General features: G+C 68.8%; 15 protein-coding genes. 10 read left to right on the forward strand and 5 right to left on the reverse strand.

Annotated elements, in window-relative coordinates; genetic code table 11:
* Positions 1 to 36: 36 nt before the first annotated feature.
* A complete protein-coding gene (locus tag LSI54_RS11865) occupies positions 37 to 921 on the reverse strand; it encodes a metallophosphoesterase (protein WP_241476678.1) in 885 nt (294 codons plus the stop codon).
* Between the two features lie 23 nt (positions 922 to 944).
* Complete coding sequence (locus LSI54_RS11870) at positions 945 to 3,221, reverse strand: transglycosylase domain-containing protein (RefSeq protein WP_241478451.1); 2,277 nt, start codon at positions 3,219 to 3,221, stop codon at positions 945 to 947.
* Positions 3,222 to 3,325: 104 nt separating this feature from the next.
* On the opposite strand from LSI54_RS11870, the gene LSI54_RS11875 reads away from it, so the two are divergent.
* From LSI54_RS11875 to LSI54_RS11885, 3 genes are read left to right on the forward strand one after another with little or no spacing between them, the layout of a single operon-like run.
* The gene (locus tag LSI54_RS11875; RefSeq protein ID WP_166645872.1) at positions 3,326 to 3,493 is read left to right on the forward strand and encodes a hypothetical protein; all 168 of its coding nucleotides are present in this window, start codon (positions 3,326 to 3,328) and stop codon (positions 3,491 to 3,493) included.
* A gap of 10 nt (positions 3,494 to 3,503) precedes the next feature.
* Positions 3,504 to 3,977 (forward strand): RidA family protein, encoded by a 474-nt coding sequence (locus LSI54_RS11880; RefSeq protein ID WP_241471173.1) that lies wholly within the window; start codon positions 3,504 to 3,506, stop codon positions 3,975 to 3,977.
* On the forward strand, positions 3,967 to 5,298 hold the full coding sequence (locus LSI54_RS11885; RefSeq protein WP_241478452.1) for a carboxylate--amine ligase: 1,332 nt from the start codon (positions 3,967 to 3,969) through the stop codon (positions 5,296 to 5,298). Before LSI54_RS11880 ends, LSI54_RS11885 begins: the two co-directional genes overlap by 11 nt.
* A gap of 134 nt (positions 5,299 to 5,432) precedes the next feature.
* Here LSI54_RS11885 and LSI54_RS11890 read toward each other — a convergent pair whose 3' ends face one another.
* The gene (locus LSI54_RS11890) at positions 5,433 to 6,110 is read right to left on the reverse strand and encodes a Crp/Fnr family transcriptional regulator (protein ID WP_036477681.1); all 678 of its coding nucleotides are present in this window, start codon (positions 6,108 to 6,110) and stop codon (positions 5,433 to 5,435) included.
* Between the two features lie 222 nt (positions 6,111 to 6,332).
* Between LSI54_RS11890 and LSI54_RS11895 the strand changes: the two genes are divergently transcribed.
* A complete protein-coding gene (locus LSI54_RS11895; protein WP_241471175.1) occupies positions 6,333 to 7,508 on the forward strand; it encodes a MarP family serine protease in 1,176 nt (391 codons plus the stop codon).
* 76 nt (positions 7,509 to 7,584) lie between these two features.
* On the opposite strand, the gene purD is transcribed toward LSI54_RS11895, so the two are convergent.
* Positions 7,585 to 9,918: a phosphoribosylamine--glycine ligase gene (gene purD / locus LSI54_RS11900; RefSeq protein WP_241478453.1), complete on the reverse strand. Its 2,334-nt coding sequence runs from the start codon at positions 9,916 to 9,918 to the stop codon at positions 7,585 to 7,587.
* 78 nt (positions 9,919 to 9,996) lie between these two features.
* Between purD and LSI54_RS11905 the strand changes: the two genes are divergently transcribed.
* From LSI54_RS11905 to purM, 6 genes are all read left to right on the forward strand, one after another.
* Positions 9,997 to 11,073: an asparaginase gene (locus LSI54_RS11905; RefSeq protein ID WP_241465950.1), complete on the forward strand. Its 1,077-nt coding sequence runs from the start codon at positions 9,997 to 9,999 to the stop codon at positions 11,071 to 11,073.
* Between the two features lie 205 nt (positions 11,074 to 11,278).
* Complete coding sequence (locus LSI54_RS11910; RefSeq protein ID WP_241478454.1) at positions 11,279 to 12,658, forward strand: NAD-dependent succinate-semialdehyde dehydrogenase; 1,380 nt, start codon at positions 11,279 to 11,281, stop codon at positions 12,656 to 12,658.
* A gap of 10 nt (positions 12,659 to 12,668) precedes the next feature.
* The gene (locus LSI54_RS11915; RefSeq protein ID WP_241471178.1) at positions 12,669 to 13,025 is read left to right on the forward strand and encodes a sterol carrier family protein; all 357 of its coding nucleotides are present in this window, start codon (positions 12,669 to 12,671) and stop codon (positions 13,023 to 13,025) included.
* A 59-nt stretch (positions 13,026 to 13,084) separates the two neighbouring features.
* A complete protein-coding gene (locus LSI54_RS11920) occupies positions 13,085 to 13,408 on the forward strand; it encodes a hypothetical protein (protein WP_241478455.1) in 324 nt (107 codons plus the stop codon).
* Positions 13,395 to 14,951 (forward strand): amidophosphoribosyltransferase, encoded by a 1,557-nt coding sequence (purF, locus tag LSI54_RS11925; protein ID WP_241465942.1) that lies wholly within the window; start codon positions 13,395 to 13,397, stop codon positions 14,949 to 14,951. Before LSI54_RS11920 ends, purF begins: the two co-directional genes overlap by 14 nt.
* Positions 14,948 to 16,135: a phosphoribosylformylglycinamidine cyclo-ligase gene (gene purM / locus LSI54_RS11930; protein ID WP_241465940.1), complete on the forward strand. Its 1,188-nt coding sequence runs from the start codon at positions 14,948 to 14,950 to the stop codon at positions 16,133 to 16,135. The genes purF and purM overlap by 4 nt, the downstream gene beginning before the upstream one ends.
* On the opposite strand, the gene LSI54_RS11935 is transcribed toward purM, so the two are convergent.
* Positions 16,123 to 16,674: an Asp23/Gls24 family envelope stress response protein gene (locus tag LSI54_RS11935; protein WP_241478456.1), complete on the reverse strand. Its 552-nt coding sequence runs from the start codon at positions 16,672 to 16,674 to the stop codon at positions 16,123 to 16,125. The genes purM and LSI54_RS11935 overlap by 13 nt on opposite strands.
* Positions 16,675 to 16,676 lie beyond the last annotated feature (2 nt).

The following is a 16,676-nucleotide window of genomic DNA, read 5'->3' on the forward strand; positions in this document are numbered from 1 at the left end:
CTCAACTCCTGCAGCTCGTTGCATCAAGCAACTAATCTATGTCGTTTCGTGCTGAACTTCAATGAGTGTGGCCTCGGGCGGGCAGAACAGCCGCACCGGGGCTGTGCGGGAGGTTCCGATGCCCGCTGAGACGTGGAGCGGGACCTGCCGGGCAGGCTCCCCCGGCTGGCCCGGCACCGACTGCGCCGGCACCTGCACCGAGCTCAGACCCTTGGCCTGGGGCCGCGGCAGGTCGCAGTTGGTCACCAGCGCGCGCCCGCCGGGCAGGCAGACCTGTCCGCCGTGGGTGTGGCCGGCGAGGATCAGCTCGGCTCCGCTGCCGGCCAGTGTGGCCAGCGCCGCGGAGACCGGGGCGTGGGCCAGACCGATGCGCAGCGGATCGGGGATCGAGCCCTGCTCCTGGACCGACTCCCCGGGCGCGGGCCAGCCCTGGAACTCGTCTCGGGCGATATGCGGATCATCCACTCCGGAGAAGGCCAGGGGCCGTCCGGCCACGGTCAGCTGGGCGGTCTGGTTGTTCAGGTTCTTCCAGCCGCTGGATTCGAAGCCGCCGAAGAGGCGCTGCCAGTCCAGCTCCTTGGGGTGCGCATCCAGACTGGAGGGGCCGCGGAAGTAACGCAGCGGGTTCTTCCAGGTGGGCGCGTAGTAGTCGTTGGATCCCCCCACGAAGACTCCGGGGAACCGGCGCAGCGGCTCCAGCGCCTGGAGGACCTCGCCCACGGCGTCCGGGTGGGAGAGGTTGTCACCGGTGTTGATGACCAGGTCGGGCTTCAGGTCCGCCAGCGACTGCAGCCAGGCGAACTTCTTGCGCTGGCCCGGGACGTAGTGGATGTCTGAGATGTGCAGGATGCGAAGCCCTGCCCCGGCGCGCAGCGGCACGGTCACGTGGCGGGTCCGGAAGTCATTGACGCCCAGGCCCACCACCTTCAGGGATGCGGTGGCGCTCAGTTGTCGTCTCCGCCGCCGTTGTTGGAGCCGCCGTTGTTGCTGTCGTTGTTGCTGTCGTTGTTGTCGGAGTCTCCGCCGTCGGAATCGTCGTCGAGGTCAACGGCGGAACCGTCGGTGCCGGGGTCTCCACCCTCGGACACGGTGCCGCCGTCGCGATACCGGGCGCGGTCGCGCCGGTCCTCGAACGGGGAGTCATCGGCCTCGCGGAAGTCGGAGGTGTCATAGTCGTCCCCGACCTGCTCCATGTACTCCAGCCACATCGGGGCCGCCAGGGTGGAGCCGAAGAACTCTTCGTAGAACTCACCGGCGACGGTGCGCCCACGGTAGCCCTGGTTGCTCTCGGGGTTGCCGATCCAGCTTGCGGTGGACACACCCGAGGAGTAGCCGACGAACCAGGTGTGGGCCGCCTCGTCGGTGGTGCCGGTCTTGCCAGCCATCGGGAACGGCGGGTCGCCTGCGGCGATGGTGCCCTCGGCGATGTTGATGGTGATGTCGTTGACCTGCGCGACGATGTCCTCGTCGACGACCTGCTCACAGTTGGCGGCGGGGACGTCGTACTCGTTGCCATGGGTGTCGGTGACCTCGAGGATCGCGCGGGGCTCGCAGAAGGTCCCGTCGGCGGCGAAGGCGGCATAGGCGGCGGCCTGAGTCAGGGGCGCGATCTCGTCGGTGCCCAGCACGAACGAGGGGTTCTGCGGAGAGAGCCCCTGGCTGGTATCGGTCGCCCGATGGACGCCCAAGCGGTCGGTGAGATCGGTGATGGCGCAGAGGTCCATGTCCGCTGCGGTGGCCAGGGTCGCAGTGTTCACCGAGAAGTAGACGCCATAGTCGATGGTCATCCGGCGATTGGAGTCTTCCTCGACGTTGCCGACGCTCCAGTCCTGATCCGAAGTGGTGTAGCCGCGCTCGAGGCAGCTGGCCTCCCAGCGCGCAGTGTCACCCCATTCATCGACGGAGGCATCGACGACGTCGTCGGTCTCGCCGCCTTCTTCGAGGTATGCCGCGACGACGAAGGGCTTCAGCGAGGATCCGGGCTGGAAGCCGTTTCCACCGCCGTCCTCGGCGTCGACGTTGTAGTTCAGCGTGGTGTTGCCGTCACCCTGTTCAGGAGTGAAGTTGCGGTTCTGCGCCATGGCGAGGATGTTGCCGGTGCCTGGCTCCACCGAAGAGATCGCGGCACCGGCACCGGAGCTGTCATCCGCGGGAACGGTCTCCATGACGCCCTCCTCTGCGGCGGTCTGGGCGTCCGGGTCCAGCGTGGTGGTGATCCGGAGTCCACCGCGGTCGAGCAGCTCTTCGCGGGCAGCCTCATCGGGGCCGAAGGTGTCGCTGGCCAGGATCTCGCGACGCACGTAGTCACAGAAGTAGGCAGCCATGCTGGCGGAGACGCAGCCGACCTCTTCGCGGTTGACATCCAGGCCGAGCCCGGAGCCGAGGGCCTCGTCGTATTCCTCCTGGGTGATGAGTTCCTCGTCGAGCATCGAGCCGAGCACGATGTCCCGGCGGGCCTGGGAGGCTTCGGGGAAGACCTCGGGGTTGTAGCCGTTCGGTGACTGCACCATTCCGGCCAGGACTGCGGACTGGGCCACGTCGAGCTCGGAGGCCGGGATGCCCCAGTAGTACTGGGCGGCGGCCTCGACGCCGTAGGTGCGGCCACCGAGGAGCACGATGTTCAGGTAGCCCTCGAGGATCTCGTCCTTGGTCATCTCCTGCTCGACCGCGACGGCGAGCTTCATCTCGCGCAGCTTGTCGGCGTAGGTCTTCTCGCCGGTGCCGGAGATGGTCAGGCGGCCCTCGCCGCTGATCACCACCGCGTTGATCAGCATGTTGTTCACGTACTGCTGGGTGATCGTCGAGGCGCCCTGCTGGGTATCAGAAGTGGCGTTGTGCACCAGCGCACGGGACAAGCCGCGGGGGTCGACGCCGCCGTGCTCATAGAAGCGCTCGTCCTCGATCGCGATGATGGCGTCGATCATCTCCTGGGAGATGTCCTCCAGCGCGACCGGCTGCCGGTTCTCCGCATAGAAGGTCGCCAGCTCTGTGCCGTCGGAGGCATAGATGTAGGAGGGCACGCTGAGCGGCTCCTCCGCCAGCTCGGCGGGAATGTCTTCGAGGATGTCTGTGCCGGCGGCCGCGGCGGCGCCGCCGGAGGCCGCCAGCGGGAAGATCAGCCCTGCTGCCAGCAGGCCGCAGAGAGCACTCACGCCCAGGAAGGACATGATCTTGCCGACCGTGGTGGCAGTATCAAACAGGGGGGATTTACGTGACGCCATGGGCTTCATCTTAGCGGCACGCTCTGTGCGCCTGCGCGAGGTGACGTCACGCGGATCTGGGCGGGCTCTTCTTGGTCCCGGCGGGCGTCCGTTAGTCTGAGAATATGAGTGCATCTGAGACCCAATGGGAATACGCGACGATTCCGCTGATCATCCACAACACCAAGGGCATCCTGGACCAGTGGGGCGAGGACGGTTGGGAGCTGGTCACCGTGCTTCCCGGCCCGGAGGGCAACGCCCCCGTGGCCTACCTCAAGCGACCGCGGAACTGAGTCACACACCATGGCTGAGCAGATCTCTGCAGTTGAAGCGCGCCTGGCCGAACTCGGCCTGAGCGTTCCCGAGGTGGTCCCCCCGGTCGCCTCCTATCAGCCGGCGGTCATCGCCGACGGCGTGGTCTACGTCTCCGGGCAGCTGCCCTTCGTCGACGGCGCGCTGCCGTTGACCGGCAAGGTCGGCGCCGAGGTCTCCGAAGACCAGGCCTACGAGCTCGCCCGGCAGTGTGCGCTGAACTGCATCGGCGCGCTGAAGGCGGCCGTGGGTGATCTCGACCGGATCACCCGGATCGCCAAGGTGGGCGGCTTCGTCGCCTCGGTTCCGAGCTTCACCGGTCAGCCCAAGGTGCTCAACGGCGCCTCGGAGCTGCTCGGTGCGGCCTTCGGCGACGCCGGGCAGCATGCCCGCAGCGCCGTGGGCGTGTCGGTGCTGCCGCTGGACACCCCGGTGGAAGTCGACCTCATCGCCCATGTCCGCTGAGGCCTCCCCGGTCTTCACCCAGGACAGACGCTGGCAGGACCAGGAGCGCCGCTGGGCCGCCGCCGGCTTCGCCCCGGTGATCATCGGCGGCGACGCCGGAGCCTATGGCGCAGCACGGGCCTTCCATGAGGCCTACGGCATCACGTCGCTGGTGCTCTCGAAGCACCAGATGTGGATGATCGCGCATTCGAAGATCATCACCCACCTGGAGATCGAGAACGGCACGGTGATGGAGCATGTGCGCACCGGGCTGAACCTCGCACCGATCCGGCGGCTGCGCGATCAGGGGATCCCGATCCTGCTGCTGGGCGCGATCGACTCCACCGTGCAGGCGATCATCGAGCTGCGCGAGGCGCACCCTGAGGACCTGGGCGACGACGTCGTCGTGCCCTATGTGGACCGGGCCCGTTTCGACGCGGCCACCGTCAAGGACAACTTCACCGCGCTGGCCGAGAGGCTCGGCGTGGATCACCCGGTCACCCGGGTGGTGGACTTCGGCGCCGCTCTGGACACCCAGCTCCCGCTGGATCTCAGCTTTCCGGTATGGGCGAAGCCTGCTGATGTCACGGCCTGGTATTGGACCGAGTTCGAGGGCAAGCACAAGGTGCACCGGGTGGAGACTTCCGAGGATCTGGCCGATCTCTTCGCCAAGGTCCACGCGGCCGGGTACCGGGCGAGCTTCGTGGTGCAGGAGGAGGTCCCGGGCGATGACCAGAACATGCGGGTGCTGACCTGCTACGCCGATCAGAACTCGGTGATCCGCTTCGCCTCCTGGGGCGAGACCGTGGTGGAGGATCACTCCCCCGCCGCGCTGGGCAACCCTTCGGTGATCCTCACCACGAAGAACTCCGAAGCGGTGGATCAGGCGCAGAAGCTGCTCACCGAGCTGGGTTGGGTGGGTTACGCGAACTTCGACCTGAAATTCGATCCGCGCGACGGAAAGACGAAGTTCTTCGAGCTCAATCCCCGGCTGGGTCGCTCCAGCTACTACATCACCGGGGCGGGCAACAACCCGGTGGAGTACTACGTGCGGGACTTCATCCGCGGCGAGCTCTCAGCCGATGGCGACACATCCCGCGTGGAGGATCAGCAGGAGACGGTCTACACCGTGCTGCCGGGCTGGCTGGCCGGCCGGTATGTCTCTGACCCGCAGCGACGACGCCGGGTCGCAGGGATCCTGCGCTCGGGCGGTGCGCGGAACCCGTTCTTCTACGCGGCTGATCGCAGCCCGCGCCGGGTGGCGCTCCTGCTGGCCGCACAGGCCTCCCTGGTGCGCAAGTTCCTCCGCTTCTATCCGCCCTCACGGGTCACCGGGGAGTAGCCTCCGAGCGTCACCCGCAGATCAGGCGCAGATCAGGCGCAGATCAGGCGCAGACATAGAAGGAGCGCCCGGCGATTCGCCGGGCGCTCCTTCTATGTCTGGGATCAGTGCTGGTGGAGACCAGCGGGTTCAGCTCAGCGGGAGCGCTGGCGGATCCGCTGGATGTCCAGGATCACCACGGCGCGCGCCTCCAGGCGCAGCCAGCCGCGCTGGACGAACTCGGCCAGCGCCTTGTTCACGGTCTCGCGGGAGGCGCCGACCAGCTGGGCCAGCTCCTCCTGGGTGAGCTCGTGCGCCACCAGCACGCCGTCCGGAGCCGGGCGGCCGAAGCGGTCAGCCAGGTCCAGCAGCGCCTTGGCGACGCGTCCGGGGACGTCGGAGAAGACGAGGTCCGCGAGGGACTCGTTGGTCCGGGTCAGCCGCTTGGCCAGGGCCTGGAGCAGCTGCACCGAGACCTCTGGGTTGGTGGTGATGACGTTGCGCAGGCTGTCATGGCGCAGGCCGGCCAGTCGCGTCTCGGACACGGCAGTCGCCGTGGCGGTGCGTGGCGCGGGGTTGAACAGCGCCATCTCGCCGAAGATCTCGCCCGGGCCGAGGACTGCAAGCAGGTTCTCACGGCCGTCCGGGGTGGTGCGTCCCAGCTTGATCTTGCCGGAGATGATGAAGTACAGCTGATCACCCTGGTCACCCTCGTGGAAGACGGATGACCCGCGGGACAGGTCGACCTCGTTGAGCTCTTTGATGAGGGCGCTGAAGACGTCGTCGTCGAGCGTGGCGAACAGCGGTGCGCGGCGCAGTACTTCAAGGTCCATGGGCGATCCGTTCTTCCTGGATGTGTGAGATAAACAGAGTCTCGTTGCTTAGAAGTTACCAGTTCGCCTCGACGTGCGGAAACGTTCAGCAAGCGGCCAGGGATTCTATGTCATTCTTTGGGGACCGATTCCGTCGGCCGACAGCCAGGCCCAGCGGTCCCAGAGCAGCAGTCCCGAACCGCAGAGCCACGATCCCCCTGAACCATAAGGAGCCCGCCACCGATGGGAATCACCATACTCGACGTGATCTTGGTGGTGGTGCTTCTGGGCTTCCTCATCGCAGGCCTGCGCAGGGGCGTCTGGGCCACCCTCGGCGGTGTCTTCGGATTCCTCATCGGCGCGACCGCGGCGTTCTTCGCGATCCCGCTGGTCGCATCCTGGGTCCCTGATCCGCTCTGGCGGGTGATCGCGGTGCTCGCCGCCGCCATCGTGCTGGTGGCCGCCGGGCACGGGCTGGGATCCGCCGCCGGGGCCGAGATCCAGAGGATGTTCAAGTCCCGCGCGGTGCGCGGCCTGAGCTCGCTGGTCGGCGGTGTCGTCAACGTGGTGGTCGCCGTGTTCGTGATCGCGCTGCTCTCCTTCTCGATCTCCGCCATGGGCTTCCCCGCAGTGAACCAGGCGATGAAGCAGTCCACCGTGCTGAGCACCGTCGACTCCGCGGTGCCCGATCAGGCAGAGTCCTGGTTCGCCCAGGTCCGCTCCGCGGTGCTGGACTCCGACATCCCGGAGCTCGCACAGCTGGTGCCCGAGCCTGCGGAGCTGCCGGAGAACCAGGACCTCAATGACGCCGGCGTCGCCTCCGCCGCCTCGGTGGGGAGGATCACCGGGGTCGCGGAGCAGTGTGGGCAGTCCCAGTCGGGGTCCGGCTTCGCCGTCTCCCCCACCCGGGTGGTGACCAACGCCCATGTCATCGCCGGTGTGGCCGAGCCTGCGGTGGAGATGCCGGACGGCGAGGTGCTCACCGGCCGCGCGGTGCACTTCGATCCCGCCTCCGACCTGGCCCTGATCGCAGTGGACGGCCTCGATGTGGCGCCGCTTCAGATGAGCGAGGGGGTCGACGTCGGAGATTCGGGCTACGTGATGGGATACCCCGCGGGCGGGCCGTTCTCCGCGGGCAGCGCGGTGATCCAGGCGCGCGACGTCTCCCAGGTGAACAACATCTACGGCAGCTCGCCGAGCACCCTGGAGATCTTCCAGCTCAGCGCCGATGTCCGGCAGGGCAACTCGGGCGGGCCGTTGATCGATCGGGCCGGGGACGTGGCCGGCGTCGTGTTCGCCCGCGCCGTGGAGGGCAGCAACGTCGGCTTCGCGATCACCGCGGACCAGGCCGGGGATGTGCTGACCGATCCGGATCGCTACTCCGAGACCGTCTCCACCGGGCAGTGCACCGACCGCTGAACACAGCTCCCTGAGGTGCGCAGCCCCAGGAGCGGAATCCCAGGGTCGATGCCCCCGAGTCGGGCAGCCCCAGGGGTCAGAAGACCAGTTCGGTCCCGGTGAGGCGCTGGTAGGCGTCCAGGTAGCGCTGTCGTGTGGCGCCGATGACCTCCTGCGGAAGCGCCGGCGGTGCCTGCCCGGCGCTGCGGTCCCATCCGGACGCGGCCGAGGTCAGCCAGTCGCGGACGAACTGCTTGTCGAAGGAGGGCTGTGCCGCCCCGGGCTCCCAGCTCTCGGCGGGCCAGAAGCGTGATGAGTCAGGGGTCAGGACCTCATCGGCCACGGTGAGCGCGCCGCCGGGGTCGAAGCCGAACTCGAGCTTGGTGTCCGCCAGGATCACCCCGGCCTCGCGGCAGATCTCCTCGGCCAAGACGTAGATCCGCAGCGTCGCGTCGCGCAGCTGCGTCGCCACCTGCACGCCCACGGTCTCGGTGAGCGTCTCGAAGCTGATGTTCTCGTCGTGATCACCCTGGGCGGCCTTCGAGGACGGGGTGAAGATCGGCTCGGGCAGCGCGGAGCCGTCGGTGAGGCCCTCCGGCAGCACCAGCCCGGTCACGCCGCCGGTCTCCCGGTAATCGGCGAGCCCGGACCCGGTGAGGTAGCCGCGGGCGATGCATTCGGCCTGGATCATCTGCAGGTTCCGGCAGATCATCGCGCGCCCGGCGACAGCTTCGGGCACCTCGACCGAGACCACGTGATGCGAGATCCCGGCGGCCTCGAGCTGATCGAACCACCACAGGCTGAGCTGGGTGAGGATGATGCCCTTGTCGGGGATGGGGCTGGAGAGCACGTGGTCGTAGGCGCTGATCCGGTCGCTGGCGACCATCAGGATCACGTCCTGACCGTCCCAGGGGGATCCGGGGGCGGGCCGGTAGAGCTCGCGGACCTTCCCGGAGGACACGTGCACCCAGCCGGGCAGGTCTTCGGCTGACTGGTCGGCTGTTTCGCCGGCGGGGTGCACCGGGAGGCGCGCGGCCGACTCGCTCGGTCCCGCGTCCAGCTGGACGTCACTGCGGAGCTGGACGTCACTGCGGAGCTGGACGTCACTGCGGAGCTGGACGTCACTGCGGAGCTGGATCTCTCCGGCGAGCGCCTTCGCGGCGATGTCGGTGCGGTGCTGCTCGCCCTCCCAGGAGATCTCCTGCACCCCGGCGTAGGCGCGCTGCACGGCCTCAGCCAGCGAGTCACCGGTGCCGACGACGGCGAGCACCCGCCCGCCGTCGGTGGTCAGCCGGCCCTGGTCGTCTGCGGCGGTGCCGGCGTGCAGCACTGCCACGCCGTCGAGGTTCTCGGCCTGCGCGGTGCCGGTGATCACGTCACCCCTGCGCGGGGTCTCCGGGTAGTTCTCCGCGGCCATCACGACGTCGGCGGCGTAGCCCTGCGCCCAGTCAAGGGTGCGGGCGCGGCCGAGCGAGCCGGTGGCGCAGTCCAGCAGCAGCTGACCCAGCGGTGTGGCCAGGCGTTCGAGCACCGCCTGGGTCTCGGGGTCGCCGAAGCGGGCGTTGAACTCGATGACCCGGACCCCGCGGGAGGTGACGGCCAGCCCGCAGTAGAGCACCCCGACGAAGGGGGTGCCGCGGCGGGACATCTCGGCCAGGGTCGGGGCGGCGACGGTGTCCACCACGATCTGCACGAAGTCGCGCTGGGCGCCGGCGGCGTCGGTCTCGGTGTACCCGGTCAACCAGTCCAGCGGGGTGTAGGCGCCCATGCCGCCGGTGTTGGGGCCGGCGTCGTCGTTGAAGATGCGTTTGAAGTCCTGCGCCGGGGACAGCGGCACCAGGTTCACCCCGTCGGAGAGGACGAAGAGCGAGACCTCGGGTCCGTCGAGGAACTCCTCAATGACCACCGAGCCGCCGGCGGCGAAACAGGCCTGGGCGTGGGCCAGCGCCTCGGCGCGGTCCTCGGTGACCACCACGCCCTTGCCGGCGGCGAGCCCGTCGTCCTTGACGACATAGGGCGCGCCGAACCGGTCGACGGCGTCTTGCGCCGCGGCGAGGTCGCTGACGTGCACCGCTCCGGCGGTGGGCACCTCGGCGGCGGCCATGATCTCCTTGGCGAAGGCCTTGGAGGCTTCCAGCCGCGCGGCGGAAGCGGAGGGCCCGAAGGCCGGGATCCCTGCCTCGCGGACGGCGTCGGCCACTCCTGCGGCCAGCGGCGCCTCGGGACCGATGACCACCAGGTCGAAGCCGCCGGCGACGGCGAGCGCTGCCACCGCGGCCCCGTCCTGGGCGTCGACGCTGTGGCAGCGGACCTGCGCTGCGATGCCGGCGTTGCCCGGCGCGGCCTCCACGGTGGTGACTGCTTCATCGCGCAGCAGTGCTCGGACGATGGCGTGCTCGCGGCCTCCGGGGCCGACTACAAGTACCTTCACGCCGCTCAGCCTATCGAACGGCGGACTCCCGCGGGTCCGCCTCGGCCGCGCGCGGCCCTCACTCCGTAGACTGAGCCCATGACTGATGCGCGCCTCTCTGCCGAAGCACCCTCGGTGCCGCCCCTCCCCGGATCCGCCGAACAGCAGGACCTGCACGCGGCCTCGGTGGCGGAATCGGCCGAACTGGCAGTGGTGACCCGCGCCGGCGTCGTCGAGTCCCGGCACATCGGCTCCGCCGTGGTGGTGGGACCTGACGGTGCGGTGCTGGAGTCCATCGGCGCTCCCGAGCGGCTGATGTTCCCGCGCTCCACACTGAAGCCCTTCCAGGCCATCGCCTCGCTGCGCTCCGGCGCGCTGATCTCACCGGAGGCGGTCGCCCTGGCCTGCGGCTCCCATGTGGGCTCGCGCAAGCACCAGGAGCTCGCCGCGAGCATCCTCGCCGCCGAGGGCCTGGACGAGTCGGCGCTGAAATGCCCGTCGGCCTGGCCCTCCCGCAACCATGACCTGCGCGTGCATCTGGAGGCCGGCAAGACCGAGACGCCGCTGGCCTTCAACTGCTCCGGCAAGCATGTCGCGTTCCTCGCCGCCACCCGGACCAACGGCTGGCGACTCAACACCTACCTCGAGCGTTCCCACCCGCTGCAGCGGGTGATCATGGACGTGATCACCGAATACTGCGGCGAGGAGCCGACCGTGGTCGGGATCGACGGCTGCGGAGCCCCCGCCCCGGCGCTCTCACTCACCGGACTGGCCCGCGGATTCTCCAAGCTGGCCGCCTCCACCTCGCGCCGCGACGCCGAGGTCCACGCGTTCACCGTGAACCAGGCGATGCTCGACTACCCCTGGGCGGTGCACGGCCGCGGCGAGGCCAACACCGTGGTGCTCGAAGAGCTGGGCCTGACCGCGAAGCTCGGCGCCGAGGGCGTCCTGGTGGTCGCGGCCCCGGACGGCACCGCCGCCGCGGTCAAGGTCCTCGACGGATCCTCCCGCGCCACGAACCTTGTCGCGCTGAGCCTGCTGGCCGCCCGCGGGGTGATCGAGCTCGACGCTCTGGGCCCGGTGCTGCGCAAGATCGTCAAGCCGATCACCGGAGGACTCGCCGCGGAGCAGGTGGGCAGCATCCGCCTGGCCCCCGCGCTGCTCGAACGCCTCTGAGGCCTCCCGTCGACTGAAGCGCACGGGTGCCAGCACCAACCGGGTTTTTATTCCACACATCGTCCCGGTTTCGCGTATTGGTGAACTACCCGGCCCAGCGCCTGATCAGCTTGTGCCGCACCGCGCAGGGTCATAGCGTCGAGGAGTCCGCCGCTTCGGCGGGCAGGTCACCGATCGACCACTGACAAGCGAGGCACAGATTTCCATGGCCGACTACAAAGTCACCAACCCTGCCACCGGTGAGGTCGAGGCGGAGTTCGCCACCCTCACCGACGATCAGCTGAGCGCGACACTCGATCACGCCGCCGAGACCTTCACCAGCTGGTCGAAGACCGAGCTCTCCGAGCGCGCCGACCTGCTGCGCCGCGCGGCGGCGATCTACGAAGAGCGCAAGGACGAGCTGGCCACGATCATCACCCGCGAGATGGGCAAGCCGATGACCCAGGCCCGCTCCGAGCTGGACATCGTGATCTCGATCTTCCACTACTACGCCGATCACGGTGCCGAGTTCCTCGCCGATGAGCCGATCACCGACTCCCCAGACGGAAGCGCCGTCATGCAGAGCCGGCCCGTCGGCGTGCTGCTGGGCATCATGCCCTGGAACTTCCCGTACTACCAGGTGGCCCGCTTCGCGGTGCCGAACCTGATGATCGGCAACACGATCATGCTCAAGCACGCCTCGCAGTGCCCCGAATCCGCGGCGGCGATGGAACAGATCTTCCGCGATGCCGGCTTCCCGCAGCACGCCTACACCAACGTGTATGCCTCCAGCGCGCAGATCGCAGACATCGTGATCCCGGACCCCCGCGTGGCGGGCATCTCACTGACCGGCTCCGAGCGGGCCGGCACCAAGGTCGCAGCCGTCGCCGGTGAGAACCTCAAGAAGGTCGTCCTTGAGCTGGGCGGCAATGATCCGCTGCTGGTCCTGGATCGCGAGATCCTGCCCGCAGCGGTCAAGGGCGCCGTGCAGGGCCGGATGGCCAACGCCGGACAGGCCTGCAACGCCGCCAAGCGCGTCATCGTCCCGGCAGAGTTCTACGACGATTTCCTCGAGCAGTTCCAGCAGGCGCTGTCCGAGATCAAGCTGCTCGACCCGCTCTCCGAGGAGGCCTTCATCGGCCCGATGTCCTCGGCCCAGGCCGCCGAGGATCTGCACGAGCAGGTCCAGGACGCCGTGGAGAAGGGCGCCACCCTGCACATGGGCGGCGACTTCGACCAGCGCCGGGGCGCCTGGTACCAGCCCACCCTGCTGACCGGTATCACCCGTGAGATGCGCGCCTACGGCGAAGAGCTCTTCGGGCCGGTGGCGATGGTCTACAAGGTCGCCGATGAGGAAGAGGCCGTGAAGCTGGCCAACGACACCCAGTACGGTCTCTCCGCCTCGGTGTTCGCCACCGACGTCGAGCACGCTCAGCGGATCGGCGAGCAGATCCACACCGGCATGATCTTCGTCAACGAGCCCGCCGGCACCTCCGCCGAGCTGCCCTTCGGCGGCGTGAAGCGCTCCGGCGTGGGCCGCGAGCTCGGCCCCTACGGCATGGCGGAGTTCGTCAACAAGCGCCTGGTCAAGATCGCCGGAAGATGAGCGGCTGAGCATGGCACGACGTCGCATCACCGCCGTCGACGGCATGGCCGCGGTCCGCGCGTGGGAGTCAGGAGACTCCGACCGCCGGACCGTGGCCACCGCTGTGCGGTATTGCCTCGAGGAGCTCGCCGAGGTGGCTCCGGGGAACTCCGTGGAGGTCCGGGTCCCGCCCTTCGGGGTGACCCAGTGCGTCGAAGGCCCCTCCCATTCCCGGGGCACTCCCCCGAACGTGGTCGAGCTCGCCCCGCAGGACTGGTTGGAGCTCGCCACCGGGGTCACCGGATGGGAGACGGCACGCGCCGCCGGGCGGATCTCGGCATCGGGCACCCGCGCCGACCTCTCGGCGCTGCTGCCACTTCGCCGGTGAACCGCGGGGCACCAGCTCCCACGTGCCCGGCACCCAGGCTGGGCCGGTAGCATGGTGGTATGTCTTCACGCGAGCAGACGGGCGAGTCGGAGCGTCGGCAGGTGACCGTTCGTCCTACCCCCAGGCTGAGCCCCTTCCTCATCGCAGGAGTGTTGGCGGCCGTGGTGGCCGCCGTCGTCGTGGTGCTGGTCACCGGCCCCGCGGACGACTATTCGCTCCGCGGTTCGCTGGGATATCTCATCGTCGCCTTCGCGATGCCAGGGCTGGCCCTGGGCGCCGTGACCTGGCTCTTCATCGACTGGCGCTCACGGAAGCGCACCCGCACTTATGACCTGCAGAAGATCGACTCTGCAGAGAGGACTTCTGCGAATGGCCCACAATGATGGTCAGCTGAACTTCAATCTCCTCGACGAGGACCCGCTGCCGCAGGACGAATGCGGAGTCTTCGGCGTCTGGGCCCCCGGGGAGGAAGTCTCCAAACTGGCCTATTACGGGCTCTACGCGCTGCAGCACCGCGGCCAGGAGTCCGCCGGGATCGCTGCCTCCGACGGCAAGAGCATCCGGGTCTATAAGGACCTCGGCCTGGTCTCCCAGGTCTTCGACGAGTCCACGCTCAACTCGCTGACCGGGCACATCGCCGTCGGACACTGCAGATACTCCACCACCGGAGCCAGCCAGTGGTCCAACGCCCAGCCGACCCTCGGGGACACCCCGCACGGAACCGTCGCGCTGGGGCACAACGGCAACCTCACGAACTCCGCGGACCTGCGCGACCGCATCATCGAACGCCACGGACGAGCCGACTTCGGCGAGCTCAACCAGGGCAACACCACCGACACCGCGCTGGTCACCGCGCTGTTGAAGGAACAGCCCGGGGACAGTCTAGAAGATCAGGCGATGGCCCTGCTGCCCACCCTGGAGGGCGCGTTCTGCCTGGTGTTCATGAATGAGAACACGCTCTATGCCGCCCGGGACCCGCATGGCGTGCGCCCGCTGGTGCTGGGCCGTCTGGCCCGCGGCTGGGTGGTCGCCTCCGAGCAGTCCGCGCTGGCCACCGTGGGGGCCTCGGTGATCCGCGAGATCGAGCCCGGGGAGCTGATCGCCATCGATTCCGACGGCGTGCGCTCCCACCGCTTCGCCGCCGCGACCCCTTCGCGCTGCGTCTTCGAATATGTCTACCTGGCCCGCCCGGATGCGAACATCAACGGCCGCTCGGTCTATGAGTCGCGGGTCGAGATGGGCCGTCAGCTGGCCCGCGAGGACACCCACGACGCCGATATCGTGATCCCGGTCCCAGAATCCGGGACCCCGGCGGCGGTGGGCTACGCCGAGGCCTCCGGGCTTCCCTTCGCGCTGGGCTTCATCAAGAACGCCTATGTGGGCCGGACCTTCATCGAGCCCTCGCAGACGCTGCGCCAGCTCGGCATCCGGCTCAAGCTCAACGTCCAGGACCACGTGGTCCGCGGCAAGCGCGTAGTGGTCGTCGATGACTCGATCGTGCGCGGCAACACCCAGCGCGCCATCGTAAGGATGCTCAAGGAGGCCGGCGCCGCCGAGATCCACGTGAAGATCTCCTCCCCGCCGGTGAAGTGGCCCTGCTTCTACGGCATCGACTTCGCCTCCCGCGCCGAGCTGATCGCCAACGGGGCCACCATGGACGAGATCACCCAGGCCGTGGGGGCCGATTCGCTGGCCTACATCTCCGAGGACGGGATGATCGCCGCCACCCAGCAGCCGCGCTCCACGCTGTGCACCGCCTGCTTCTCCGGGGTCTACCCGATCAAGCTGCCGCCGGAGAGCCGACGCGGGAAGATGCTGCTGGAACAGCCCGCCGATTCCACCCTGACTCCGGCCGGTGGCTGCGAGCCAGGACCCGATGCCGAATTCGAACTCGACGAGATCCCCCTCGCGGAGGCCAAGAAGTGACTTCTGAACACACCAGCGCCGATTCCCACTCCGGCGCTCCGATCACCTATGCCTCCGCCGGCGTCGACGTGGAGGCCGGCGACCGCGCCGTGGAGCTGATGAAGGCCCACATCGAGGCTACGCACACGCCACAGGTCATCGGCGGGGTCGGCGGGTTCGCCGGGCTCTACGACGCCAGCGAGCTCAAGCGGCTTCCCCGGCCGCTGCTGGCCACCTCCACCGACGGGGTCGGCACCAAGGTCGCCATCGCCCAGGCGATGGACATCCACGACACCATCGGCTTCGACCTGGTCGGCATGGTCGTCGACGACATCGTGGTCATGGGCGCGAAGCCGCTGTTCATGACCGACTACATCGCCACCGGCAAGGTGGAGCCCACCCGGATCGCTGCGGTGGTCTCCGGCATCGCCAAGGCCGCCGCCGAGACCGGCACCGCTCTGATCGGCGGCGAGACCGCCGAGCACCCCGGACTGCTGGCAGCCGATGAGTACGACGTCGCGGGCGCGGCCACCGGCGTCGTCGACGCCTCCGCCGTGCTGGGCCCAGAGCGGGTCCGTGCCGGTGACGTGATCATCGGCATGGCCTCCTCCGGCATCCACTCGAACGGCTACTCGCTGGTCCGCCGCGTGGTCTCTTCCGCCGGCTGGGGCTATGAGCGCGAGGTCGAGGAGTTCGGCCGCACCCTGGGCCAGGAGCTGCTGGAACCGACCCGGCTCTACACCACGCCCTGTCTGGACCTGGTCACCGCACTCAACGGCGACCCCGCCGAGGCTGAGATCTCGCCCGAGGCCCCGGTGCGCGGGTTCAGCCATGTCACCGGCGGTGGTCTCGCGGCGAACCTGGCGCGTGTGCTCCCCACCGGGCTGATGGCGACCGTGGACCGCTCGACCTGGTCCTGGCCCGCGGTGTTCTCGCTGATTGCGCGGCTTGGCTCGGTCCCGCAGGCCGACCTGGAGCGCACGCTGAACCTGGGCGTGGGCATGATCGCTGTGGTCTCCGCCGAGAAGGCCGACGACGCCCTGGCTCACCTGACCGCCTCGGGCCAGACCGCCTGGGTGATGGGTGAGGTCAGCGCCTACCGCCCCGAGGAGGCCCGGGTGGCCGGTGCCGGTCTGGACTTCGTCCAGGGCGCCAAGGGAGTCGACGGCGGCGGCGTGCTGCTGACCGGCCGCTACGGCTCCTGAACCGTTGACCCTCTGACCTCGGCAGCCCGCCGGGACGAATGACTGGGGGCCCCGGGAGCGATCTCCCGGGGCTGTTCGTCATCTTCGGGCAGGTGCACATCGGCCACGCTGATGTTGACCTCCACGACCTCCAGCCCTGTGCCGTGCTCGACGGCGCGGATGACGTTGCGCCGGACGTTCTCGGTGACCTCCACGATGGATGCGCCGTACTCGACGATCACGGTCAGGTCGATGGCAGTCTGACGGTCACCCTTCTCCACCGAGACGCCGCCGCTGACCTGGGTGCGCGCGCCGGGGATGCGCTCGGAGATCGCGTCGAGGGTGCGCCGGGCGATGTTGCCCACCGCGCACACGCCGGGGACCTCGCGGGCGGCGATCGCGGAGAGTTTCTGCACCACGGTCTCTTCCACCGTGGTGGCGCCGAACGCGGTCAACAGCGGGCTCTGGGCTGCCGGGCTCTGGGCTGCGGAGTTCTGGCCCCCGGGGGCAGGTTCTGCCTGGTCCGTGCCATGCGTGATGGCGGAGGTGTTCTCGGTCATTG

Origin of the sequence: Nesterenkonia sp. AY15, assembly GCF_022565855.1 — a bacterium.
Classification (GTDB): Bacteria; Actinomycetota; Actinomycetes; order Actinomycetales; family Micrococcaceae; genus Nesterenkonia.